General features: G+C 63.7%; 20 protein-coding genes. 5 read left to right on the top strand and 15 right to left on the bottom strand.

The window, feature by feature from the left end; all coding sequences use genetic code 11:
* Positions 1–195: 195 nt before the first annotated feature.
* From ACPWR9_RS21220 to ACPWR9_RS21230, 3 genes are all read right to left on the bottom strand, one after another.
* Positions 196–1,980 (bottom strand): peptidoglycan D,D-transpeptidase FtsI family protein, encoded by a 1,785-nt coding sequence (locus tag ACPWR9_RS21220; RefSeq protein WP_426300330.1) that lies wholly within the window; start codon positions 1,978–1,980, stop codon positions 196–198.
* 244 nt (positions 1,981–2,224) lie between these two features.
* Complete coding sequence (locus ACPWR9_RS21225; protein ID WP_426300332.1) at positions 2,225–2,986, bottom strand: DUF3047 domain-containing protein; 762 nt, start codon at positions 2,984–2,986, stop codon at positions 2,225–2,227.
* Positions 2,987–3,032: 46 nt separating this feature from the next.
* A complete protein-coding gene (locus ACPWR9_RS21230; protein ID WP_426300334.1) occupies positions 3,033–3,659 on the bottom strand; it encodes a LysE family translocator in 627 nt (208 codons plus the stop codon).
* Between the two features lie 531 nt (positions 3,660–4,190).
* Here ACPWR9_RS21230 and ACPWR9_RS21235 point away from each other — a divergent pair.
* Positions 4,191–5,438, top strand: a complete 1,248-nt coding sequence (locus ACPWR9_RS21235; RefSeq protein WP_426300336.1) for a hypothetical protein — start codon at positions 4,191–4,193, stop codon at positions 5,436–5,438.
* Positions 5,439–5,445: 7 nt separating this feature from the next.
* Here ACPWR9_RS21235 and ACPWR9_RS21240 read toward each other — a convergent pair whose 3' ends face one another.
* Both ACPWR9_RS21240 and ACPWR9_RS21245 read right to left on the bottom strand, forming a co-directional pair.
* Complete coding sequence (locus tag ACPWR9_RS21240) at positions 5,446–5,976, bottom strand: chromate transporter (RefSeq protein ID WP_058377762.1); 531 nt, start codon at positions 5,974–5,976, stop codon at positions 5,446–5,448.
* On the bottom strand, positions 5,973–6,605 hold the full coding sequence (locus ACPWR9_RS21245; protein ID WP_426300338.1) for a chromate transporter: 633 nt from the start codon (positions 6,603–6,605) through the stop codon (positions 5,973–5,975). Before ACPWR9_RS21245 ends, ACPWR9_RS21240 begins: the two co-directional genes overlap by 4 nt.
* 160 nt (positions 6,606–6,765) lie before the next feature.
* Here ACPWR9_RS21245 and ACPWR9_RS21250 point away from each other — a divergent pair, with 160 nt between their 5' ends.
* Positions 6,766–7,692, top strand: coding sequence for a LysR family transcriptional regulator (locus ACPWR9_RS21250; protein ID WP_426300340.1), 927 nt, complete (start codon positions 6,766–6,768; stop codon positions 7,690–7,692).
* Between the two features lie 54 nt (positions 7,693–7,746).
* On the opposite strand, the gene ACPWR9_RS21255 is transcribed toward ACPWR9_RS21250, so the two are convergent.
* From ACPWR9_RS21255 to ACPWR9_RS21280, 6 genes are all read right to left on the bottom strand, one after another.
* Positions 7,747–8,679 (bottom strand): SphA family protein, encoded by a 933-nt coding sequence (locus ACPWR9_RS21255; protein WP_426300342.1) that lies wholly within the window; start codon positions 8,677–8,679, stop codon positions 7,747–7,749.
* Between the two features lie 22 nt (positions 8,680–8,701).
* Positions 8,702–9,574: a 2-hydroxy-6-oxo-6-phenylhexa-2,4-dienoate hydrolase gene (gene bphD / locus ACPWR9_RS21260; protein WP_426300344.1), complete on the bottom strand. Its 873-nt coding sequence runs from the start codon at positions 9,572–9,574 to the stop codon at positions 8,702–8,704.
* Positions 9,575–9,638: 64 nt separating this feature from the next.
* Positions 9,639–10,433: a 2-oxopent-4-enoate hydratase gene (gene dmpE, locus ACPWR9_RS21265; RefSeq protein ID WP_426300346.1), complete on the bottom strand. Its 795-nt coding sequence runs from the start codon at positions 10,431–10,433 to the stop codon at positions 9,639–9,641.
* 4 nt (positions 10,434–10,437) lie between these two features.
* The gene (locus ACPWR9_RS21270; RefSeq protein ID WP_426300348.1) at positions 10,438–11,907 is read right to left on the bottom strand and encodes a 4-hydroxyphenylacetate 3-hydroxylase family protein; all 1,470 of its coding nucleotides are present in this window, start codon (positions 11,905–11,907) and stop codon (positions 10,438–10,440) included.
* 68 nt (positions 11,908–11,975) lie between these two features.
* Positions 11,976–12,560: a flavin reductase family protein gene (locus ACPWR9_RS21275; RefSeq protein ID WP_426300350.1), complete on the bottom strand. Its 585-nt coding sequence runs from the start codon at positions 12,558–12,560 to the stop codon at positions 11,976–11,978.
* Between the two features lie 174 nt (positions 12,561–12,734).
* Complete coding sequence (locus tag ACPWR9_RS21280; protein ID WP_426300352.1) at positions 12,735–13,631, bottom strand: VOC family protein; 897 nt, start codon at positions 13,629–13,631, stop codon at positions 12,735–12,737.
* 352 nt (positions 13,632–13,983) lie between these two features.
* Here ACPWR9_RS21280 and ACPWR9_RS21285 point away from each other — a divergent pair, with 352 nt between their 5' ends.
* A complete protein-coding gene (locus tag ACPWR9_RS21285; protein ID WP_426300354.1) occupies positions 13,984–15,825 on the top strand; it encodes a sigma 54-interacting transcriptional regulator in 1,842 nt (613 codons plus the stop codon).
* Positions 15,826–15,889: 64 nt separating this feature from the next.
* Here ACPWR9_RS21285 and ACPWR9_RS21290 read toward each other — a convergent pair whose 3' ends face one another.
* Positions 15,890–16,489, bottom strand: a complete 600-nt coding sequence (locus ACPWR9_RS21290; protein WP_426300356.1) for a TlpA family protein disulfide reductase — start codon at positions 16,487–16,489, stop codon at positions 15,890–15,892.
* A 34-nt stretch (positions 16,490–16,523) separates the two neighbouring features.
* Complete coding sequence (locus ACPWR9_RS21295) at positions 16,524–17,684, bottom strand: transglutaminase-like domain-containing protein (protein ID WP_426300358.1); 1,161 nt, start codon at positions 17,682–17,684, stop codon at positions 16,524–16,526.
* A 211-nt stretch (positions 17,685–17,895) separates the two neighbouring features.
* Between ACPWR9_RS21295 and selD the strand changes: the two genes are divergently transcribed.
* The gene (gene selD / locus ACPWR9_RS21300) at positions 17,896–18,984 is read left to right on the top strand and encodes a selenide, water dikinase SelD (protein WP_426300360.1); all 1,089 of its coding nucleotides are present in this window, start codon (positions 17,896–17,898) and stop codon (positions 18,982–18,984) included.
* Here selD and ACPWR9_RS21305 read toward each other — a convergent pair.
* Positions 18,868–20,118, bottom strand: a complete 1,251-nt coding sequence (locus ACPWR9_RS21305; RefSeq protein ID WP_426300362.1) for an FAD-dependent monooxygenase — start codon at positions 20,116–20,118, stop codon at positions 18,868–18,870. The two genes, selD and ACPWR9_RS21305, sit on opposite strands and share 117 nt — an antisense overlap.
* Positions 20,119–20,262: 144 nt before the next feature.
* Here ACPWR9_RS21305 and ACPWR9_RS21310 point away from each other — a divergent pair, with 144 nt between their 5' ends.
* The gene (locus ACPWR9_RS21310) at positions 20,263–20,943 is read left to right on the top strand and encodes a TetR/AcrR family transcriptional regulator (protein WP_426300364.1); all 681 of its coding nucleotides are present in this window, start codon (positions 20,263–20,265) and stop codon (positions 20,941–20,943) included.
* Positions 20,944–20,964: 21 nt separating this feature from the next.
* Here the strand turns inward: ACPWR9_RS21310 and ACPWR9_RS21315 are convergent, their stop codons facing one another.
* The gene (locus tag ACPWR9_RS21315; protein WP_426300366.1) at positions 20,965–21,804 is read right to left on the bottom strand and encodes an alpha/beta fold hydrolase; all 840 of its coding nucleotides are present in this window, start codon (positions 21,802–21,804) and stop codon (positions 20,965–20,967) included.
* Positions 21,805–21,811 lie beyond the last annotated feature (7 nt).

The raw sequence follows: 21,811 nt of genomic DNA on the forward strand, positions 1-21,811 counted from the left end.
TCGAGTCATCGAACTGCCCTTTTTGCGCTGGCGCTAACGATTCGTCGACACCGCGCTCGCTACCACCGCCATCCTTCTCTCAACCCTCGGCACCCGCGGCGCTCGCCGGCCCTCCGGCTCACTCCAATTTAAAGTCGCTCCGCCAGAGGGCCGACGATCACCGCTCATATTCCCCGTCGTTTCACCACTTCCGCCCTAACCATGCGACCCCGGTACGTCCGGCGGCGTGTCCGTCGTCGGGGCCGCCAAGATCACACCCGGTCTTACCGGCAAGTCTGGCCTGATGCCCAACAACGGTAAGGCCTGGGACGCAATCTCTGCAAACGCCGGACCCGCTGCCTGTCCCCCAAAGTGCTGCGATGCCTTCGGCTCATCCACCGACACCGCAATCACCAACCTCGGCGCCGACAACGGCGCTATCCCCACAAACGACGCCCGATACTTCGAGTGATCGTACCCATGGGCGCCCGCCTTGTACGCCGTACCCGTCTTCCCGCCAATGCTGTAACCCGCTACCTGCGCCGTCGTCGCCGTCCCTCCCGTATCCACCACCCCCGCCAACATCTTGCGCATCTCCGACGCCGTACGCGTATCAATCACCCGTACACCCTCCGGCTGCACCGGGGTGTCCGGCTTGATGATCGAAATCGGTACCAACACACCATCGTTCGCAAAGATCGTGTACGCACGCGCCAACTGGAACAACGAGGCCGAAATACCGTACCCGTACGCCATCGTCGCCTGCTCAATCCTTCGCCACGACTTATACGGGCGCAAACGGCCCGACACCGCACCCGGGAATCCCAGCTTCGGCTGCTGACCCAACCCAATCTCGGTGAACATGTCCCACATTTCCTCCGCCCGCAACATGGTCGACACCTTCGTCATCCCAATATTGCTCGACTTCTGAATCACGCCCGCCGCCGTCAACACTCCATTCGCACTGTCGTCACTGATCGTCGCGCCCTCAAACACATACCGGCCCGGACCCGTGTCGATCAGCGTCGCCGGTGTCAGACGGTGCAAGTCCAACGCCAACGCCATGGTGAACGGCTTGAGAATCGATCCCGGCTCGAACACGTCAGTGAACACCCGGTTGCGCAACTGCTCACCCGTCAAATGCTCTCGGTCGTTCGGGTTGTAGGTCGGCAGATTCGCCAAGGCCAGCACCTGTCCCGTCTTGGCATCGATGACGACGGCCATCGCTGCCTTCGCGCCAGTACGATCCAACGCGTTCTTTAACGCCTCGTACGCGATGTACTGCACGCGGGTATCGAGCGTCAGGCGAATGTCCTTGCCATCGCGCGGCGGGCTGGAATCGTCGAGATCCTGAATGGTGCGTCCGATCCGGTCCTTGATCACTCGCCGCACACCCGCCGTGCCCTCAAGCAACGGCTCCTCGCCCAACTCCATCCCCTCCTGTCCCTTGTCCTCGACATTGGTGAAGCCCACGACGTGCGCCGCAACATCGCCCTCGGGATAGAAACGCTTGTATTCGCTGCTCTCGTACACGCCGGGAATGCCCAGCGCTTCAACCTGCTTGCCGATCTCGGGCGAAACCTGACGCTTGATGTAGACGAACTTCTTCTCGCCGATCAGCTTGCTACGCAATTCCTTGGCCGGCATGTCGAGCAGCTTGCTCGCTTGCTGAATGTCGCTGTCGGATAGGTCGTCAGGCACTTCGGTCGGCACCGCCCAGACGGTGCGCATCGGCAGACTGGTCGCGAGCACGCGACCGTCGCGGTCTTCGATCTTGCCGCGCACGGCAGGCATGACGATGGTGTGCTCGTAACGCTTTTCGCCCTGCGCGATATAGAAACCGTTGCCGGGGCCCGCGATCCAGAACGCGCGGACGACGAGGCCGATGAAGGCGAGGGTGATGACGATGACAACCAGTTTGGAGCGCCACAACGACATGCGCGATTGCAGGACCGGACTGGCGGAGAACGTGACGTCCTTGGGCTGGCGTTTCTTTTGCATGGCGCTCGCGGGGCGTTGAGATGCGATGACTGCGGTGAGCCGATCAGCAGACTCTGGCTCAAATTCTAGGCGAGATAGCGTAGCACGCAAGCGACTGTTGCAATAGCGCAAAAGCCCCGTCAGACGGGGCTTGCAGCGTTTTTTTCGATACTGTGGCGAGCAGAGCGCAAACGGGTGTCAGCAGACGAAACCAGACGCGAAAAATCGACGAATCATCGCCCGCCGAAAGGCACACGTGACGCCACTACTTCGCCGGACTAAACCGAATGTCGCCATACCAAGCGTGCGCACTCGCATGGGTGTTGTCGCTGTCGGTGAAAACCCCATACCCAAGCAACTTGCCCGGCTTGTCATGATAAATGCGCTCGTAGTCGGCCGCGAGGTTGCGTGAGAAGGACTGCCATTTGCCGATGCTCGCATCGCCACCCGCGACCACAAGCATCTGAACACGGTCGGTGTGCGGGTTCTGAATCACGTTCCCGGGCTCGGCATCGTTGGACCAGATGTACATCAGCGTGGCATACGGCAAGTCTTCGCCGCCTGCTTTAGCGAGACTCATCGCCGCCCGGTCGCCGAACGGCAGCGAGGACTTGTCGCCATCGAAAAAGAAAACGATCCGGGCAGGTGAATCTTCTTTGTCGGCATTGCGGTTGTCTGCCCCCGGAATCGCCCCCGCCACTTTCCAGCGCCACGAGACGGTGGGCGTCGCCGCCAGATCAATGCCGTTACCCTTGTTCATCAGCGCCGACGCCGAATCGACAGAATTGGCTTCGATGACGTTGCGTCCGCCATCCGCGACGACGGTGTACTTGGTGATTTTCTTGCCTTTGACGACCGGCAGGTTCTGCCATCCAGCGGGCGGTGCCGCGCCCACGGCGGCTTGCGAGAAGAGGGCGCCGTCGGTGTCACCATCGGCGGCGAAGGCCATCGGCGCAGTCACAGTGCCGAGAAGGACGGCGAGCGAAGCCAATCGGGAAATGCGAAGCGGCGAGACGTTGCGTTGCATAGTGAGCGACTCCGGCTTTGAGAGGGGCGCCAAGGCCCCGGACAAGTTACCGCTGTTGCATGGCCACGCGCAGGCCCAGTCCGATGAAGATGGTGCCGATGATCTTACCCTGCCAGCGCAACAGCCACGTAAAGCGCTTCACGAACCGGCCAAGCGGGCGCACGGACAAGGCAATCGCCGCCGTGTACACAGCACTCATCGCAACGAACACCATCCCGAGCACCAGAAACTGCATGAACACGTTGCCTTCGCTCGCATGCACGAACTGCGGCATGAAGGCGAGGAAGAAGAGTGCGGTCTTGGGATTGAGCACTTCGGTGGCGACGGCCTGCGCAAACGCACGTGCGGGCGAGACTTGCGGTGCGACCGGCAACTGCGGGTCGCTCGGGCGCTCACGCAATGCCTTGATACCGAGGTAGATCAGGTAAGCCGCCCCGATGTACTTGACGACGTCGAACGCGAGCGCCGAAGTCATCAGCACCGCCGACAAACCCACGGCCGCGCACAAGGTATGGACGAGGTCGCCCAGCGCAATGCCCATGCCGGTCATGACGCCAGCGCGGCGTCCGCCCTGTACGGTGCGGGTGATGGTCAGCAGCACAGCCGGGCCGGGAATCAGGAACAGCCCGAGGACGACGGCGAAAAACGTGGCAAGGGTGGCAAGGGTCGGCATGGTGTCTCCGTGGATCAGGGCCGCAGCGTGGCAGCGGGCGGCAGGAAGTCGCCAGTATGCAACTGCCGCCGGGCGGCGTAATGGCGACATCATCCCAGATTTGCAGCGAGGCCGCTGGAAGCCCCGAATCGTCGCCGTCGACAATCGTCGCGAAGCGTTTTGCCACATTGATACGAGGAATCCCGGAAGCGCTGCGGGCGTGGGCGCGGCAAGCTGCGCGGCCTAACCACTCACCGGAGATCGTCGACTGTGCAATTTTTCCCCTATACAGGACCGAACCGGACGGCGTCGCGCCCGGAATTCGGCGAAGTTCTGGAATGGCTTCAACTGGGCGAATTTGAGCAAAACTTTGCGGCCGCGGTGAATTGTGCCGACCGGCACGGTGGCTGCGAGTTTTCACTCTTCAACGCCACGACTGCCGCGCTTACACGGCGAGGCGAGGGACTTGGACGGCTGAACTATGCGAACCAGTATTGCGCACCGTTTGCCCTTGCCGTGGGCTTGGGCTTGGGGTTGTGCGCGGCAAGGAATGTGAAAGCCCTGATTTCGGAACACTTCTCGCCGTGGCTGCGCTCGGGAAACTGGATGCCGCGGGCGATGGGTGGACTCCCGCAGCCGTCGGCGTACGAGAAGTGGCGCGCCGCGCAGGATATGTGCCTTGCGCACGCAGAACGCCGCGCAAACCGCCAGTACGACGATGCGTTGGCGTTGACGCGTTGCCCAAGGTCCAATCGCCGATTGGCGGACATCGAAATCGCCAAGGCATTGATTGTCCATTTGTCGAATACACCGCAAGACACCGATGTGAAAAGCACTCGGGTCACCACGTTATGCGCTTTGCTGGCTCACGGGCTCGGTTTCGTCCTCGCGGACAAATACGCCGCCTCGATTCATCTCGACAAGCACCCGCACACGCTGATTCAACATGACGATTCGTTCGCGTGGCTTCACGCCCTACTCGTGCCGGACTGGAAACACGACACGCCGGGTGACCCGACGTTTTCGGTCCACCCGGTCGACCCCCAACTATTCGATTCGAACGAGAGCACGGACGATCTCGTCGCTTATCAATCCCCCGATGCCTCACCGCAGCAAACAACGGAGGAGCGGAAGACGGCCATCCGTGACTGGCGTCGAAGACTCACCGATAGGGATGCGTTGACGCGCGTGCGATCGCGCATCGTGAAGCTCATCGCCAATAGCGTGCGCGACGATTGCGCCCACAAGCCTATCGATTGGCGCGTGAAAACGAAGCTGGCACTGATCTACGCGAGAACCCACGGCATCACTTGCGGCGACATGCTCGCGCGACTAGGCGAAGCCGTGATGCGCGATATCTCCGTCTACGGCACTTGGCAGGCGTCTGACGATCGCCCCCGCGATGAGGCGGCATCACGTCCACCATCGATGCCAATGAACGCGGCGCAGTGGCTGGTGCGGGTGCTCGCCGCTGAGCGAGATGCCCCCGGTACACCGGCTTCCGAATGCCAGTCCGGCTTAATGGCATTGGCGCGCATGGATACCCCGGCATCAGTGGTGGTCGGCTCACCGTCGTGGGCCAACCTTGTGAAAGGCGTGGAGGTCATGGGCGAGCGTCACTGGTACGCATCGTTTGACACGGTTCGTTTGGCGGGGGAAACCGGGCACATACCGCCAGCCGAGGGAGCGGGCGGCGAGGACGACAACCCTCCCGATCCTCCGGGCGGTGGGCGCAAGAAGCCCAGCCGACCATCCAAGTCACGCCACCGACGAGGGCAGCCGAACTGGCGTCACCGATAAGCGCGCGTCACAACCACGCGCCACCCACCAACCCCGCCACACTGCCCGCGGCCAACCACCACAGCGGATGCACGCGGGTGCGGATCGCCAGTACGGCCACGCTCGCGGTGATGCCTGCAAGCAACCACGACGTGGCCGACGCTTGGGCGATCAACGCCGCACTCGCGGCAACCAGTCCTGCCGTCATCGGCATCAACCCGGCCTGCACGATACGTCGCCACGGCCGGTCTTTGAAGCGTTGCCACAAATGCAGCACGAAGATGGTGATGAGCGACGACGGCCCGAACTTCGCGAGCGTGGTGACGAGCATGCCCTGCCAACTCGCCACATGCCAGCCCACCAGCGTGACGATCATGAGGTTCGGGCCGGGCGCGGCCTGCCCGAGCGCGAACAACGCGCTGAATTCTTCCGACGTCATCCAGTGGTGAATGTCGACGACCTGACGCTCCATCTCCGGCAGGATGGTGTTGCCACCACCGAACGCGAGCACCGAGAGCTGCGTGAAGATGAGCGCAAGCGAGATGAGGGTGCCGGTCATTGCGAAACCCTCCACGTGGCGTAAATCGAGAGCGGCGTCATGATGAGCATGGTGAGCACGAGCGGCACACGCAGCACGGCGATCATGATGAAACACGCCGCCGCCACACCCGCGAGCACGACGGACTTACGCAGCGGCCACGACACTTTCCACGCCATCTGAATCAGCAAGCCCGCGGCCGCGGCGGCGAGACCCGCAAACAGATGCTTCACATGCGGGTCGTTCTGAAAGTGCTGATACACCATGCCGAGCATGATGACGACGGCGGAAGGCGCGGCAATCAGTCCGAGAATCGACGCGAGCGCCCCGCGCCAGCCGTGAAAGCGCATGCCCAGCGCGACGGACAAATTGATGATGTTGCCGCCGGGCAGAAACTGACACAGCCCAAGCAAATCGGTGAATTCGTGAGGTGTGAGCCAGCGGTGCTTTTCGACGATCATGCGGCGTGCCAGCGGCAACGCGCCGCCGAATGCCGTCATTCCCAAGCCAAGAAAGCCGAAGAAAAGCTGGCGAATGCTGGGAATGACGGTGTCGTCGGGGCCGGTGATGCCGGGGCTATGAGGGGTCGAAGTGTCGGGCGGACGCGTCGCCGTCGAGGCGAGCTTGGTGGGCGGAGCCGGAATTTGCATGGCGGGATCTTTCTAAAACTACAACAGCCGTGGGGGCCGCCCGGCAGGAGGTGACATCGTGTGAGGGGATGCACGGGCGCCGCGCGGGACACCGTCAGAGTAGGTCGATTGCGCTATATTGTCCAATATATGGAAGTGACTTGAATCATATCGAACCAATATGGCAAACATTGATATCCGTCTGCTGCGCTATTTCATTGCGGTGGCCGAAACGGGCCACATGACGCGCGCCGCCGAGCGGCTCGGCATCGGGCAGCCGCCGCTCTCGCAACAGATCCGTGTGCTGGAGACGCAGCTAGGCGTGACGCTCTTCGAGCGACTGCCGCGCGGCATGGCACTCACGGACGCCGGGCAGGCGTTTCTGGGCGACGCCTACGACGTGGTGCGCAAGCTCGATCAGGCGGTCGACGACGTGCGCCGTGTGGCGGCTGGCGTGAAAGGGCGCTTGGCAGTGGGCTTCACGAGTTCGTCGGCATTGCATCCGTTCGTCCCTGCGGTGATTCGGGCGTTCCGGGCCGATGCCCCGGCGGTGTCGCTCATGCTCGACGAGAGCAGCACGACGGAGCTCATCGATGGTTTGCGCGACGGCCAGCTCGATGCGGTCTTCATTCGCCAGCCACTCGGCGACATCGCGCAGATCGCGATCATGCCGGTGTTGGAGGAACCGATGGTGCTGGCGGTGCCGTCGTCGCATCCGCTCGCGCGCAAAGGGCGCGCAGGGAAGGCGGCCGTGCCGCTGACCGAACTCTCGGCGGAGAAGCTGATTCTCTATCGGCGCCGCACAGGGCAGGGGCTATACGACGCGATCATTGCCGCGTGCCACGGGGCGGGCTTCAGTCCGCACATCGAGCAAGAGGCGCCGCGCCTGCCGTCGACACTCTCGCTGGTCGCCGCCGGGCTGGGCGTGTCGATCGTTCCCGCGTCGCTAATGCGCATGCAGGTGGAAGGCATTGTCTATCGGCCACTCACACCCGCCCCGCGCGCGCCGCTACATTTCGCGTATCGCGAAGGGGTACTCGCCGGGCCGACGGCGCGATTGCTCGATCATGTGCGCGCGGCGGCGAAGGCGGGGGATAACGCAGCGTGAGCTGGCTTGGCGCGATGAAAATGCCCGCGAGGCAAGTCGCGGGCATTTTTACGCTCAGAAGGCCTTAACGAGCGCCAGTCGGATCAAGTTGCCCTTCGTCGAGCCGCCCCCAGCCATGTACTCGGTGTACCCGGCTACCTTCAGGAACAGCTTCTCGCTCGGGATCAGCCAGTCGAACTGCACCCCCACTGCGGCTTTGCGTGGTCGCATCGGGCTGGCGCCGTCGCCGCTATCGTTCGAGATCTGCCCTTGGTAGTAGCCGACCAGCCCCATTTGCGTGGTCGGTGTGATGTGGCGCGCCACCCCCCACTCGACCACTAACCCGTTACCCGGCGTGATGCCGGTCTGCCGCTGCGAATAATTTTTCTCGGCACGCATGAGCACGGACAGCGACCATTGCTTTGCTGCATCGGGGTAATAGGTGCCGCCGAACGAGAGCATCGTGGACGAGTAGCCGTTACCGGGCGACGACGGATCGGTCGCCGAGAAGGTCCCCACGTTGAGCCACTGTCCCAGCCCGAACGAGAGGTCCCACTGGGCGCCATGCCAGCCGAGCACCAACGGGCTGACATAGATGTCGCCCACACCGCGACTGCTGCCCGAGTAACCGATGCCGTTGAACGTGAACGACTTGGCCGTCATCGGCACGATGGCTTCCACGCCGTAGTTCGCGCCGAGGAAAGTCGCCTGCGTAATCCAAGCGCCGCGCAACGCCAACGCGTTGACCGTGCCGTCGTTGTTCCCCGGCGCTTCGGTCACGCGATTGATGTTGTAGTTCACGGCGTAGCCGAGGAAATACATGCCGGGGCCCGGCACCGATGCGGCTTGGATGCCTTCGACCCCCGGCACGTAGTGACCAGCCGCCTGCGCCGGTGCTGCCATGAACGTTGCAACACTCAACGTGGCCAGCGCAGCTAGCCGGTAAAACGACGTACACGACGTATGGGACTTGTGCGCGCGGAAGTGCTTTTGATCGTTGTTATGCATTGTCTCCTCCAGAGGTCTGTTGTCAGGCGGCGCTCGCCGGTGCGCTCAGGAAATCGGTCACGAGCCGATTGAAGGCGTCGGCGTGCTCCCATTGCGCCCAATGGCCGCAGCGCGAGAACACATGCAGTTGCGCGTCGGCCAGACCTTGCAGCAGCTTCAGGCCGTTATCGATGGGCACGAAGCGGTCGTCACGCCCCCACGTGACGAGCGTCTTGTGTTTGATGCGATGAATTTGCGACGACACGTCCCAGCTCGTGACCGGCGCCTGTTTCACGCTCTCGACGAAGTTGCGCAGATGCGCCGGGTACGCGGCGATGTTGTCCCAGCGGCCACGTCGAAGCTCCTCGGTGATGGCCGACGGGTCATAGACGAACACGTCGAGCATGTCGACGAAGTTCTCGTAGCTCGGCGCGGTGTAGAGCTTGAACATCTTGCGAATCCCTTCCTGCGGATTCGGTTGCACCAGGCTGTGCCCCATCCCCGCCGGGCCCATGAGCACCAGCCGGTCGAGCCGCTCGGGGAATTCGAGCGCGAAGTTCAGCGCCGTCGCGCCACCGAGCGAGTTGCCGACCAGATGCGCGACGCGAATGTCCAACGCATCGAGCAGACCTTTCACCGCGCGGGCATTGAGCAGGCCGCGCTGCACGTCGGAGACGATTTCGCCCGATTTGTTGAAGCCCGGGCAGTCCATCAAGATCACGCGGAAACCGGCGGCAACCAGCGGTTCGATGTTGCGGTAGTAGTTGCTCCAGCCGCTGGCCCCCGGGCCACCGCCGTGCAGCATGACCAGTGCCGGGCCAGTACCGGCTTCGTTGTAATGAATGGGGAATTGTTCGAGGCCGGGGGCGTCGATCGTGACGACCCGGCTCGTGGATGCTTCGGTGAGAACGCTCATGACTTGTCTCCTCTCGATCATAAAAATGGGCGGCTGCATCTCGCGATGCACCGCCCTTGTCACTTCAAATCAAACGTACGGAACACTCGCCGATGCCGCCGAGCGTGAGATGCAGGAAGTCGCCTGCGCGTACCGGCACCATCGCCGACAGCGCACCGGACAAAATGACCTCGCCCGCTTTGAGCGCGATGCCGTGCTTGCCCAAGGTGTTGGCCAGCCACGCCACGGCATTGACCGGACTGCCCATCGTGGCGGCACCCGCCCCGAGACCCACCACCTCGCCGTTCTTCTCCAGCACCATGCCGCAACTGAACAGATCGGCAGCCCTGTCGCCGTTGACGGGCACCAAGCGATCCGAGAGCACGTAGACGCCACATGACGCGTTGTCGGCCACCGTGTCGGCAATGCCGATGCGCCAGTCTCGAATGCGCGAGTCGACGATCTCGAAGCAGGCCATCACGCCCTCGGTCGCGGCGAGCACTTCTGCCGCCGACACACCCGGCCCGCACAAGTCGCGCTTGAGTACGAACGCAATTTCGCCTTCGGCCTTCGGCGCGATCAAACGGCTCGCGTCGATCTGCGCGCCGCGACCGAACGCCATGTCGTCGAGCAACATGCCGAAGTCGGGTTGATCGACATCGAGCATGCGCATTACCGCCTGACTCGTGACGCCGATCTTCTTGCCGACGACGCGTGCTCCGGCCGAGACGCGGCGCGCGACAAGGTGCTGCTGGATGCGGTACGCGTCGTCGATGTCGATCGACGGCCAGCGATGCGAGAGCGGATCGATGGCGTGCGCGTCGCGCCAGGCGTCGTACAAGGCGTCGCCTGCTGCCGCGATGGCATTGGCATCGAGCATTACGTCAGCCCTCCAGCGCGCGCTTGACGAGCGCTTCGCACTCCGCCGTGATCGGGCTGTGGAACCAGCCGATGGCGTTGCGCTCCGGATCGCCCGAGTACAGGCGCTCGTAAAGCCCGGCACGCGAACCGAACTCCGTGCCGGTCATGTCCCACGCCATCTTCATGAGACGCAGTCGATCGCGGGCGTTGATGTTGGGGCCGATCAGCCAGCGGTCGAGCAACGGGCCAATGTCCGGATGGTTGTAGTCCGCTTCGGTCACGGCGAGGGCACCCGATCCGGCTGCCATGCGCAGCACTTCGGCGGCCTTGGTGTTGGCACTCGGAAAGAAGAAGTTGAGCGCGGCCATGCCGGCACCCAGGGCGAATTTGGGCTCGCCACGGCCGTCTCCCTCTTGCATGATGTCGCCGCGCTCGAAGGCGCTCACGCGCGCGTGCGCTTGCGAAATCACACCGGACCGAATGGCCTCTGCTACGTTGACCAGACCGCACAGCTCGCCGATGGCAGCCTGGAAACGCGGTGTCTTGTCACGACCGTTGGCGCGCGCGATGGCTGTCGCCAGCCCGGTGAGAAAGCGCAACTTCATGGTCGAGCGGGTGCACGCCTGCACGAAGGTGTAGCCCGTCGCGAGCTTCATCATCGTGTTGTAGGCGTCGATATCGCCGTTGACGACGAGACGGTCGTTCGGCACGAACACACGGTCGAACAGCAGAATCGCGTCGCCTTCGTCGAAGCGCGAAGAGAGCGGGCGATCGAATGTGCCTTGTGCGCGGTCTTCGCCACGATCGAACGATTCGCGGGCAAGGATCGACAGGCCCGGCGCGTTCATCGGAATCAGGAACGCCAGCGCGAAATCTTCCTCACCGGCTTTGCGCGGGAAGAACGGGCCGACGTAGCACTCATTGGCGACCGGAGCGAGCGTGGAGAGCATGCGGCAGCCGCTCACGACGACACCGTCGGCGCGGCGCTCGACAACGCGCACGGCTTCGACCGGTGCATCCGGTTTCGAGCGGTCCGTTTGCGGATCGATCAGCGCGTGGGTGACCTGAAGATCGTTCTCGCGGCAATGCTCGACGATGCGTTGTGCGCGCTCGGCCGCATCAAATTTGCCCATGGCGCGCAGACCGACCGCCTGATCGAGCAGAAAGCCCGACATGAAGTCGGTCAGGCGTCCCATCAGGCCGAAGGTCGATTGTGTGCGGAAGTGAAAGCACGCCGCCTGTTGACGAAATTCCTCTTGCGTCTTCGCCTCGAGATACGTCTTCGACACGGGCTCGTCGGTCGTCGGCGAGCGATACGTCAGCAGGTCGGCATGCGCGGGATCGTGCTGCTGATCGTAGAGTGCGGCCATCGTGGCGATCACGCCTTTAAGCGGACCGTAGGCGGTGACGTCGCGCACGAGCTTGCCGTCGATATAAAGTTTGCGGTTGTCTTGCAGCGAGGCAATGAACTGCTGGCCGGTACGAATACCCATGGTTGTCTCCTTAGTACTTGGGTGTGGGCTTGAATGTGGTGCGGAACAGATGGGGCAAATCGGCGCGCTCAGGCGGGCGCTTCACCCGCATCGAGACGGCGGAAGCGGCCGTCGAAATACAACAGGCCGTCGGCGGCGCTTCCGGCCTTACCGCCGATGCGGCAAGTCACGACGTCGCACAGAAAAATCGAATGCGATGCGGCGGGAATGCGCTCGACGATCTCGCACGCGAATGCGACGCAGGCGTCGTCGAGCAACGGCACGTGACCGACCTCGCGCCAAGTGGCGTTTTCGAAATCTTCGAAGCGCGCTTCGCCCTTGATGGCGCTCGTGGCGAAGCGCTCGGCGATGGGTTGTTGTTCGCTGGTCAGGACGTTCACCGACAAGCGGCCTTCGCTAGCGATGCGCTCGTAAGCGCTGGCGCTCTGGTTGATGCAGACGAGCAGTCGCGGCGGCTCGGCGCTAACCGAGCACACGGCGGTGGCGGTCAGTCCGGCACGCGTACCTTCGGCACCTGTGGCAATGACGCACACGGCACCGGCAAGACGGCGCATGCCATGTTTGAACGTGTCGGCGGCCAACGGCGGATACGGCACGGCGGGGCGCGGGGGGATCGCAGCGGCTGCGATCGAAGCATGCGAGGCGATAGCCATATCGGACTCCAGGCGTAAGGACGCACGCCGCCACCGCCAGACTTCGGCGAGTCTGGCGTCTTCGGTCATGCATCGAGGTTTGGCTGATGGACCGGCGCGTAGCTGGCGTCGGTCAGTGGGCCGACTAATTGGCCAATGAATGGGCCAATTCGTGGGCCGGATTAATCGGCTGAATTAGTGGGCTGGATGGCGGTGGCCCCAGTCGCTTAGTTGCGCGTAGCGGCGCACTTCCCATTGGGCGTCGTCGACGACAACGCCGCCTGCGCCGAATTCGAGCGCGAAGCCGGATGGCGTTTTCACATAGAACGAGAACATCTGGTCGTTCGGGTGATGGCCGAGCTCCATGACGATGGGCAGCCCGGCGGCCACACAGCGGTCATAGGCGAGCCCCACATCGTTCATGTCGAGCGCCTCGACCATGATGTGATGAATGCGCTTGGCATGCGGGAACGGCACGCGCGCGCTGGCGAGTGAGTGGTGACGGCCCGTTGCCGCGTGGAAGAACGCAATGTCGAGGACGACGCCTGGTGCAATCTCACCACTGATGTAGTCGCTGACCTTCAGGCCGAGCGTGTGACGTACGAAGGCGTCGGTGGCAACAGGGTCTTTCGGCACAGCGACCAGGTGGCCGACGCCGAGGCGCCCAGTACTGAAGCCGCCGCGCATGACCGACGAGCGGAACGGGGCCGACATCGGGGCGCGTGTGGCGCCGACATAGAACTCGTGGCGAATGCCGTCGGGGTCTTCGCACCAGAACAAGCGGGTGACGCCACGCTGTGCAGCTAACGCGCCGTCGCCCGCTTCAACCGCGGTACCGGCAGCACGACGCGACGCGACGAAGGCGTCGAGTGCTTCGTCGTTCGCGAGCTCCCAGCCAGCGGCGAGCAGGTCGTCGGCATCGTGTTTGACGAGCAACATGCGTTGCGCGTAATCGTCCATGCGCAGCGCCAGCGTTTCTCCGGCGATGCGATGACCCGCTTGTAAGCCGACGACGTCGAGCGCAAAGCGCTCCCAAGCGTCGAGATCGCTTACGCCAAGCACGAGGTATCCGAGGTTCGAAATATTCGCCACGGTTTGTCTCCTTCTCACTTTCGTTATCGATGAGCGAGCGCCGTCCGGCATGCTTCGGCGGCGTCGCGTTCGTCCCTTGTTTTCAGGGAGGTGTCATCGATATAGCGAATACCGTGCCAGTCTCACGAATCTCACGCGAGGCCGCGCGAATTTCCACGTTTACCCGTGCTTTTCGTGATGCTGCGCCACACATCGCCCGGATTTTGCGATGATCTCGCTCTGCTGTAGCGCGACCCTGTCCGCACGAATTTCAGAATTTCATGAATTCGCGCGAGACCGAAGGAGACACGTTTTCATAATTTCAGGAAATGCCGCTCGCGCGAATCCTGAAGCCCGCAAGTCGAGGTTGTAGATGCCAGTGTCCCCGCCCCCGAAGGGCATAGCCGTACCCGACGTGCTCGTCGATCTCAAACTCCCGCAAGTTCGCGATCTCGCCAACCGCCTGCGCTTTTCGGTCGCAGAAGGCCGTATCTGGCTGGGTGAACGACGCGTCGTTTTGCTGCATGCGCAAGCCTTTGCCGCGCTGCGCGACGCATTGATCGAGACGCTTGGTATGGAGCAGACGCGCATGATCATCACGCGCATCGGGTACGAGGCAGGGCAGCGCGATGCCGAGATGGTGACTAAGATGGGCGGCCCCAACGTCTCATGGCGTGAGGTCCTCAATGCCGGTGGGACGCTGCACGCGTTGCAGGGCTTTCTGCTACCTGAGCATGCGGGGCCGGGACTGGCGGCGGGCGACCTGCACGCCGACGACTATTGTGGCGAAGCCATCTGGAAGGAGTCGTTGGAAGACGAGGCGCACATTGCCTCGCATGGCGTCGGTGCGCACGCAGTGTGCTGGAACGCCGTGGGCTACTGCTCGGGATATCTCACGGTCTGCGCGCAACGACAGATCGTCGTGCGTGAAGTCGAATGCCGATCGATGGGGCACGTGCACTGCCGAATCATCGCGCGGCCTGCGAGCGAGTGGGCGGACGCGCAGGAAGATCTTCGCTATTTGCTGCCGCAGGAGCGGCCAACGCGAATTCATGTCGCGACGATGTCGGGCCATGATGGACGTGACGGCAGTCATGGTGCTGAAGGCGAGGCTTCGCCCTCGGACGCTCTCGCCGACACGCCGGATGCCGTGACGATCGCCGATGCCCCGGAATCGCTCGTCACGGGGACGTCGACGGCCTTCACGCTGCTGCGACACAAGATTGAGCGCGTCGCGGGCACACAGGCGACGGTGCTGTTACTCGGTGAGAGCGGCGTCGGCAAGAGCCTGATCGCGCGCGAAATTCATCGACTGAGCCAGCGCGCGGCGCAGCCATTCATCGAAGTCAATTGCGCGGCGATTCCCGAAGCCTTGATCGAGTCGGAATTGTTCGGCGTCGAGCGCGGCGCCTATTCGGGGGCGACCACGGCGCGCGTCGGCCGTTTCGAAGCCGCGCACGGCGGCACGTTGTTTCTCGACGAGATTGCCACGCTGAGCATGACCGCGCAGGGCAAACTGCTGCGCGTACTGCAAAACGGGCAAATGGAGCGGCTGGGCAGTAATCGCACCGTGACCACCGATGTCCGAGTGATATCTGCCACGAACGAACCGCTCAAGATCGCCGTGCAGGAAGGGCGCTTTCGCGAGGATCTCTACTTCCGCCTCAATGTGTTTCCAATGTTGATTCAGCCGCTGCGCGAGCGCCGCGACGATATTCCGGTGCTTGCGCAAGTGTTGCTGCGTCGGTTTGCAAACCGACATTCGCGCGCAGTGCCGTCGATCTCGCAACGTGCGATGCAGGCGCTCATGCATCACGACTGGCCGGGGAATATCCGTGAACTGGAGAACATGCTGGAGCGCGGCCTGATCATGGTGCCCGCGGGCGAGACGCTCGACATCGTGCATCTGACGAGCGTCGAGGATGCACTGAGTGCATCGGCGTTCCTTGAAGTCGGTCGTGACGGGGGACTGACCGATCACCACGATGCGCCACCGGGCGAGGGGGCGGACGGCGATGCGCCGGGGGTATCGCTCGATGCGATTGCAGAGGACGTCGTGCGACAGGGGACGATGTCGCTGCCGCAGATGGAAGATGCGCTGGTGCGCGCGGCGGTCAAGCAAGCGGGCGGCAACATTTCGCGCGCCGCCGGTTTGCTCGGTATCACGCGATCGCAACTCGACTATCGCGTGAAGCGGCTCGGCGACGCGACCTGAGCGGTGTGAGCCGCAACCGGGCGCCGCCTTTCGCCACGTCCCGTCACGCAAGTGCGCGGCGTCCTTAAGCCGTCGCCCCGCCTTTCTGTTGCAGCAGCGCTTCGATATGCCCATGCAGGCCGACGTCGCTCCATTCCAATTCGCCCATGCGCCAGAAGCGCGCGTTGCCTGCGCGGTCGACGAGATACGTCGCCGGTAGCCCGAGCGAGCCGAAGCTCTTGAACGCGGTACCGTCCCGATCGAGCAATACGGTGCCGTCGATCGGCAGCTTGGCGAGGAACGGTTTGACCGTCGGCGGCGACTCTTTCACGTTGACCGCGACGAGCGCCAGACCGCGATCACGGTATTGCCGGGCGACTGCGCCCATGGCGGGAATCTCGTCGCGGCATGGGCCGCACCACGTGGCCCAGAAGTTGAGCACCACCACACGGCCGCGCCACTCGGACAACGCGTGTTGCTTGCCGTCCAGCCCCTCCAGCGTGAACGCGGGCGTCGCCCCGCGCCAGGCCGAGAGCGTGCCACCGGACGTGCCCGCGAGCGCACTGTCGTCGACTTCGCCACCGGCCTTGCCTGGTCCTGCCGCAAGCGCAGGCGTGTCGATGCCAGCCAGCGCACCGGCTGTGCCGAGTGCGCCAAGCGTCTGAAGAAAATGACGGCGTTGCATGGTGAAGCTCTCCTTCGTTGTTTGACGCTACCGATCAAGCCTTGAGTTCGCGCGCGCTCATGCGGTAGCGGAACGCGTCCGGGTCCAGACTGTCGAGCTTGCCTTGTGCGACTTCGCCGTTCGGATACATGAGGAACGGCACCGTGCCATCGCGCTTGTCGTGAGCGCCCGGCAGCGGCACGTCGGCGCCGTGGTTGAACGCGACCCAGTTCATCTCCCACTGACCGAAAAGCATCGCCCTAGCCGCGCGCACGCGCAAATCGTCGACCGGCAGGCCGCCCGGCACTTCCTCGAGCACGACCTTGCGCACATCGGCTGGATCGACCGGCACCCAGCCATAGCCCGCCGCATAGAATTCAGCGCGGCAGTGCTGGGCGCGCGTCACGTCGCCTGCTTTGCCCAAACTATTGAAACCGTGATTCGATGCGGCCACGCGCACGCCATACGCGTCGCGTGCAGGAATGCCGACCGAGCGGGCGAGCGCCGTGAAGAGTGCATTGATGTCGGCGCATTTGCCCGCGAGATTGCCGGTCGTCAGGATGTAACGCACGTCGCCAGTGCCGCAACCGCGTACGGAGCCTTCGCGACGGCAGTTATCGACGATCCACTGATAGATGGCCTGCGCTTTGGCGACGTCGCCGTCCTGCCCGCGCGTGATACGTTGGGCCGTTTCGCGTACCAGACCGTCGGTCGGCTGCAATTCGGTCGGTTGCAGATAGCGGCGCAGCACTTCGGCCGATTCGCGCGGTGCATTGGCGGACGGCGGCTGCGATAAATCGACCCGGCGGTCGCGGGTGGTGAACGTGTTGATTAGGGTGACCGTGCGCGCCGGGGCACCTTGCGCTGGGGCATCGGGCCATGCCACGGCGAGCATCGGGACATCGACCCCGGCCGCACCGCGCACCTTGCGCAGTTCGGCCTGTGCGCCCGGGGCTTCCCAGCGGGTGCCGAGCGCCTGCTGATACGTCGCAGACGGTGAGATAGCGACCGGCAGCCAGACGTTGGCCGGGCCTGCCGAGGCGGGCAAGTCGACTTGCGTCGTCAATTCGAAGGTCCGCCAGCCGTCGGCGGCGTTAGGCGCGTTAGCCCCGCTCGGTTGCGTGGCGGCGGCGTTGGCCCCGCTGGAGAATGCGGCGGGCAGCATGGCGGCCGGCACGGTGGAGGCGGCTAGCGAGAGAAAACGACGACGTTGCATGATGGAATCCCCGTCAAGAGCAGCGCGCACGGCGCATGGTGGTTGGGATATCGAGCGACTGACTACGCCACGGCACGGATGGTCGGGCGAAAGCTGCTCCATAATACGTCGACTTTTGGCAAACTGTCGTCATCGCGGCGCAGGGTATGTCCGTACCCGCAGACCGACATTGCCGCCCATCCCACAACGAATGCCACGAACGCCAACGACCATGACTGCACACGATGTCACCCCGGTGGATGCTTCTCAAACCGCCCCCGCCGCGCCGCGTTTGACCTCGCTCTCGCACGGCGGCGGCTGCGGCTGCAAGATCGCGCCGGGCGTGCTCTCCGAATTGCTCGCACGCAACGAATCGCCGATGCCCATGCCCGCCGCATTGCTCGTGGGCACCGAGACGGCAGACGATGCCGCCGTCTATCAACTGAACGACGAGCAGGCGATCATCGCCACCACCGATTTCTTCATGCCGATCGTCGACGATCCGTTCGACTTCGGCCGCATTGCTGCGACCAACGCGCTGTCGGATATCTACGCCATGGGTGGCAAGCCGATCTTCGCGTTGGCCATCGTCGGCATGCCGATCAACGTGTTGCCGCGCGAGACCATTCGCGACATTCTGCGCGGCGGCGAATCGGTGTGTGCCGAAGCGGGCATCCCGATTGCGGGCGGTCACAGCATCGATTCGGTAGAACCGATCTACGGTCTTGCTGCGATGGGCGTGGTGCATCCGAAGCGCATCAAGCGCAACGCCGACGCACAAGCCGGTGACGTACTGGTGCTGGGCAAGCCGCTGGGTGTCGGTGTGATGTCGGCGGCGCTCAAGAAGAATCAACTCGATGCCGCGGGCTACCGCCGCATGATCGATGCGACGACGCGCCTCAATCGCGTCGGCCCGGCACTCGCCGCGCTGCCGGGCGTGCATGCGCTCACCGACGTCACGGGCTTCGGCCTGCTGGGCCACACGCTCGAGATGTGCCGAGGCGCGAACCTCGCTGCCTACTTGCGCATGTCGGACGTGCCGCTGTTCGACGGCGTGCGCGAACTGGCCGACAAGGGGTGCATTACCGGCGCATCGGGCCGCAACTGGGCGTCGTACGGCAGTGCCGTGGAACTCGGTGATCGCCTCACCGAGCGGGATCGCGACTTGCTGTGCGACCCGCAAACGGCGGGCGGGCTGCTGGTGTCATGCGCCCCGGGCGCGGTCGACGATGTGCTCGCCGTGTTCCGTGCGGACGGCTTCATCGAGGCAGGCATTGTCGGCGCCATGCGGCCGGGCCAGCCAGGCGTGCGCGTGATCTGATCCGGCCAACAGGTCGCTAAGCAGGTCATCGACTTCGATGCCGTGCTTGGCGGCTTCCATCTGGGCATCGGGAATGGGGCCCTTGCGCTCCATATCGACGATTGCCTGATTGAGATCGACGTAAGGCCGCATGCGCCCCTCGTACTCGGCAAAGGCGTGCGAGGGGTTCGGCCAGTGTCGCGCCAGTGAGTACGCCAACACTGCTGCACCGACGAGCGCGAGGCTGGTGCCTTGCCCAGAGAACGGCGAGGCGCAATGTGCGGCATCGCCCGCGAGCGCCACACGTCCCTTCGACCATGACGGCATGCGAATCTGCGCCAGTTCGTTGTAATGGAAATCGTCCGTTGTTTGCATGGCGTCGATCAGCCCGCGAATGTCGCCGCCCAACGACTCGCAGCGCTGCGTGACGAGCCGCTTCTGCGCCTCGGTGTCGTTGCGCGGCAGGGCGGGCGAGGGGGCCTCGAATCCCACGGCGACGCGTAACGTCGTCTGATCGAGACTCGGGTAGATGATGTAACCCACGCCGCCTTCGCGATGGCCGAGCTGCCAGTCTTTTAGTGCAATCTGATTCGGCGTGGTGAACAGCGCAAGGATCATATTCAACGGCCGCACGACCGACGCTTCGTCGTTGAAACACAAGCGCCGCACGTTGGAATATGTGCCGTCGGCCCCGATGACCAGATCGAAGGCACGCGGCGCGCCGCGCTCGAAACGCACCATCACCCGATCGCCCTGATCGTCGAGCGCAAGAATGCTGTCGTCGTAGATCCACTCGATGTCGTCGCTAAGTGCGCCCATCAGTACTTCGCACAGATCGTCGCGAAAGATCTCGAAATCGGCGGTGTTGAGCGGTCCGCCGCTGAAGGTGCGCTCCTCGGTCCGATCGATTTCATTGCCCTGCGCGTCGAGCATCGACATGCCTTTGAGCCGCGTGCGCAACGCGCGGGCGGGGGCCAGCAGCCCCATGGCTTCAGTCACATCAAGTGCTACGCCGCGAATGTCGATCGCCTGACCGCCCCGGCGCAATTCCGGCGCACGCTCGACCACCGTGGTGGCGAAGCCCGCGCGGTCGAGCCAATAAGCCAGCGCCAGACCGCTCACGCCGGCGCCGGAGATCAATACGTTTGCCTTCATGCCTGCCTCTCGTTCGGGAAAGTGACGCTGGAGATCGAGCGGTGGACCGAATCGTCAATCGCTCAATGTTTCCAGTGGAAAGATTTTGACGAGACTCCCAATTGGCGTCAACATATTTTTCCGTTGGAAACATTGACATCGTGTATGACTGAAAAATCGGCCAGTAAGCCCGCGAGCGAGAGCACCCAAGGGGCGAAGAAGCGTCCGTATCATCATGGCGGGCTGCCGGAGGCGTTGTTGGCGGCGGCCGAGACGGTGCTCAAGCGCGACGGTTTGCGTGGGCTGACACTGCGCTCGATCGCGCGCGAAGCGGGGGTATCGCACACCGCGCCGCAGCATCACTTCGGTGACACGGCGGGGGTGTTGAGCGAGTTGGTGGCCGATGGCCATCGGCGCATGGCGGCGGCAATGGCGGCTAGCGGCAGCGGCGTTGAACCGGGGAAGGCGCGCCGTAAGGCGGTGGCGCATGCATATGTCGATTTCGCGATGGCTAACCCTGACCTGTTCCGTCTGATGGCCCGCAATGAGTTGCTGGATCTGACACGCCCATCGCTAAGCGACGCGCGTAGTCACTCGATGCGGTTGCTCGCAGGCGTACTGGATCCGGCGTTTGAGACGGATGCCGAGGAGAACGGCGCGCGGATTGAATTGAGCGCCGAGCGCGCCGTCGCCATGGTGGCTGGCTGGGCGTATGTGCATGGGCTGGCGGCACTGCTGGTCGATCAGCGCTTCGGCGGGTTGGTGCGGCGCACGCCGTCCGTCGCCGATGCGAGGGAGTTGGTGTCACGGGCGATTGAATCGATGGAAGTGGCACCGGAGCGCTGAGCGCGCCCCGGTTTCCTGCAATCAAGCCGCGCGCTGATCGCCTTCGGCTTTCGCCGCGTGCCCGCCATGGATGAAGGACACGATGGCTTGCGCTAACGCTTCGGGCGCGTCGCGATGCGGCGAATGTCCGCAGTTGGGCAGTTTCACGACCTTCGCGTGCGAGACGTTGGCGGCGATGCTGTCCATCTGCGCCATCGTGCCGTACTCGTCGTCTTCGCCCTGAATGGCCAGCAGCGGCTTCTCGATACTCGCCACCGCACCGACCAGATTCCACTCGCGAAACGCCGGGTTCAGCCAGATATCGTTCCAGCCCCAGAACGCACTCTCGACGTCGTCGTGATAGCGCGCGAGCTTCGTGCGCAGATCGGTCGTCTCGTAGACGGTCTTCGTCTTCGCAATGCTCTCGACCGACACATCTTCCACGAACAAGTGCGGGGCGAGCACCACGGCCCCGGCGATCCGGTCGGGGAAGGCTGCCGAGAACAGCAGCGCAATCGAGCCGCCATCGCTATGACCGACGAGCCACACACGCTCGGCAGTCTTGGCATCCACACCCACCGCGTCGAGAAACGCGGGCAGCACTTCGCGCGCCTGCTTGTGCATGAAATCCACCGGCCATTTCTCGCCGTGCGGACGCGGCGTAGAGCGGCCGTACCCATTGCGCGAGAACACGAGACCGCGATAGCCGCCTGCATCGCACAACTGCTGCGGCCAGTCTTTCCACATGGCGACCGACCCCAGCCCTTCGTGCAGAAAGACCAGCAGCGGCGCCACGGTGCGCTCGCGATTGAGCCACCGGTATTCCAGCGAGAGCGCGCCGTGCGAGGCCGTCTCGATCTGGGCGAACTGAACGTCCGACATCGTTTCG

This window comes from Pandoraea pneumonica (assembly GCF_049918595.1).
GTDB classification, from domain to species: domain Bacteria; phylum Pseudomonadota; class Gammaproteobacteria; order Burkholderiales; family Burkholderiaceae; genus Pandoraea; species Pandoraea pneumonica_A.

Bases quoted from the DNA above. Each gene is read 5' to 3' on its own strand.
- ACPWR9_RS21225 (WP_426300332.1), bottom strand. From the start codon at position 2,986: ATGCAACGCAACGTCTCGCCGCTTCGCATTTCCCGATTGGCTTCGCTC.
- selD (WP_426300360.1), top strand. From the start codon at position 17,896: ATGACTGCACACGATGTCACCCCGGTGGATGCTTCTCAAACCGCCCCC.
- ACPWR9_RS21295 (WP_426300358.1), bottom strand. From the start codon at position 17,684: ATGCAACGTCGTCGTTTTCTCTCGCTAGCCGCCTCCACCGTGCCGGCC.
- ACPWR9_RS21285 (WP_426300354.1), top strand. From the start codon at position 13,984: ATGCCAGTGTCCCCGCCCCCGAAGGGCATAGCCGTACCCGACGTGCTC.
- bphD (WP_426300344.1), bottom strand. From the start codon at position 9,574: ATGAGCGTTCTCACCGAAGCATCCACGAGCCGGGTCGTCACGATCGAC.
- ACPWR9_RS21220 (WP_426300330.1), bottom strand. From the start codon at position 1,980: ATGCAAAAGAAACGCCAGCCCAAGGACGTCACGTTCTCCGCCAGTCCG.
- ACPWR9_RS21315 (WP_426300366.1), bottom strand. From the start codon at position 21,804: ATGTCGGACGTTCAGTTCGCCCAGATCGAGACGGCCTCGCACGGCGCG.
- ACPWR9_RS21245 (WP_426300338.1), bottom strand. From the start codon at position 6,605: ATGCAAATTCCGGCTCCGCCCACCAAGCTCGCCTCGACGGCGACGCGT.
- ACPWR9_RS21310 (WP_426300364.1), top strand. From the start codon at position 20,263: ATGACTGAAAAATCGGCCAGTAAGCCCGCGAGCGAGAGCACCCAAGGG.
- ACPWR9_RS21290 (WP_426300356.1), bottom strand. From the start codon at position 16,489: ATGCAACGCCGTCATTTTCTTCAGACGCTTGGCGCACTCGGCACAGCC.
- ACPWR9_RS21270 (WP_426300348.1), bottom strand. From the start codon at position 11,907: ATGGGTATTCGTACCGGCCAGCAGTTCATTGCCTCGCTGCAAGACAAC.
- ACPWR9_RS21305 (WP_426300362.1), bottom strand. From the start codon at position 20,118: ATGAAGGCAAACGTATTGATCTCCGGCGCCGGCGTGAGCGGTCTGGCG.
- dmpE (WP_426300346.1), bottom strand. From the start codon at position 10,433: ATGCTCGATGCCAATGCCATCGCGGCAGCAGGCGACGCCTTGTACGAC.
- ACPWR9_RS21275 (WP_426300350.1), bottom strand. From the start codon at position 12,560: ATGGCTATCGCCTCGCATGCTTCGATCGCAGCCGCTGCGATCCCCCCG.
- ACPWR9_RS21230 (WP_426300334.1), bottom strand. From the start codon at position 3,659: ATGCCGACCCTTGCCACCCTTGCCACGTTTTTCGCCGTCGTCCTCGGG.
- ACPWR9_RS21255 (WP_426300342.1), bottom strand. From the start codon at position 8,679: ATGCATAACAACGATCAAAAGCACTTCCGCGCGCACAAGTCCCATACG.
- ACPWR9_RS21240 (WP_058377762.1), bottom strand. From the start codon at position 5,976: ATGACCGGCACCCTCATCTCGCTTGCGCTCATCTTCACGCAGCTCTCG.
- ACPWR9_RS21250 (WP_426300340.1), top strand. From the start codon at position 6,766: ATGGCAAACATTGATATCCGTCTGCTGCGCTATTTCATTGCGGTGGCC.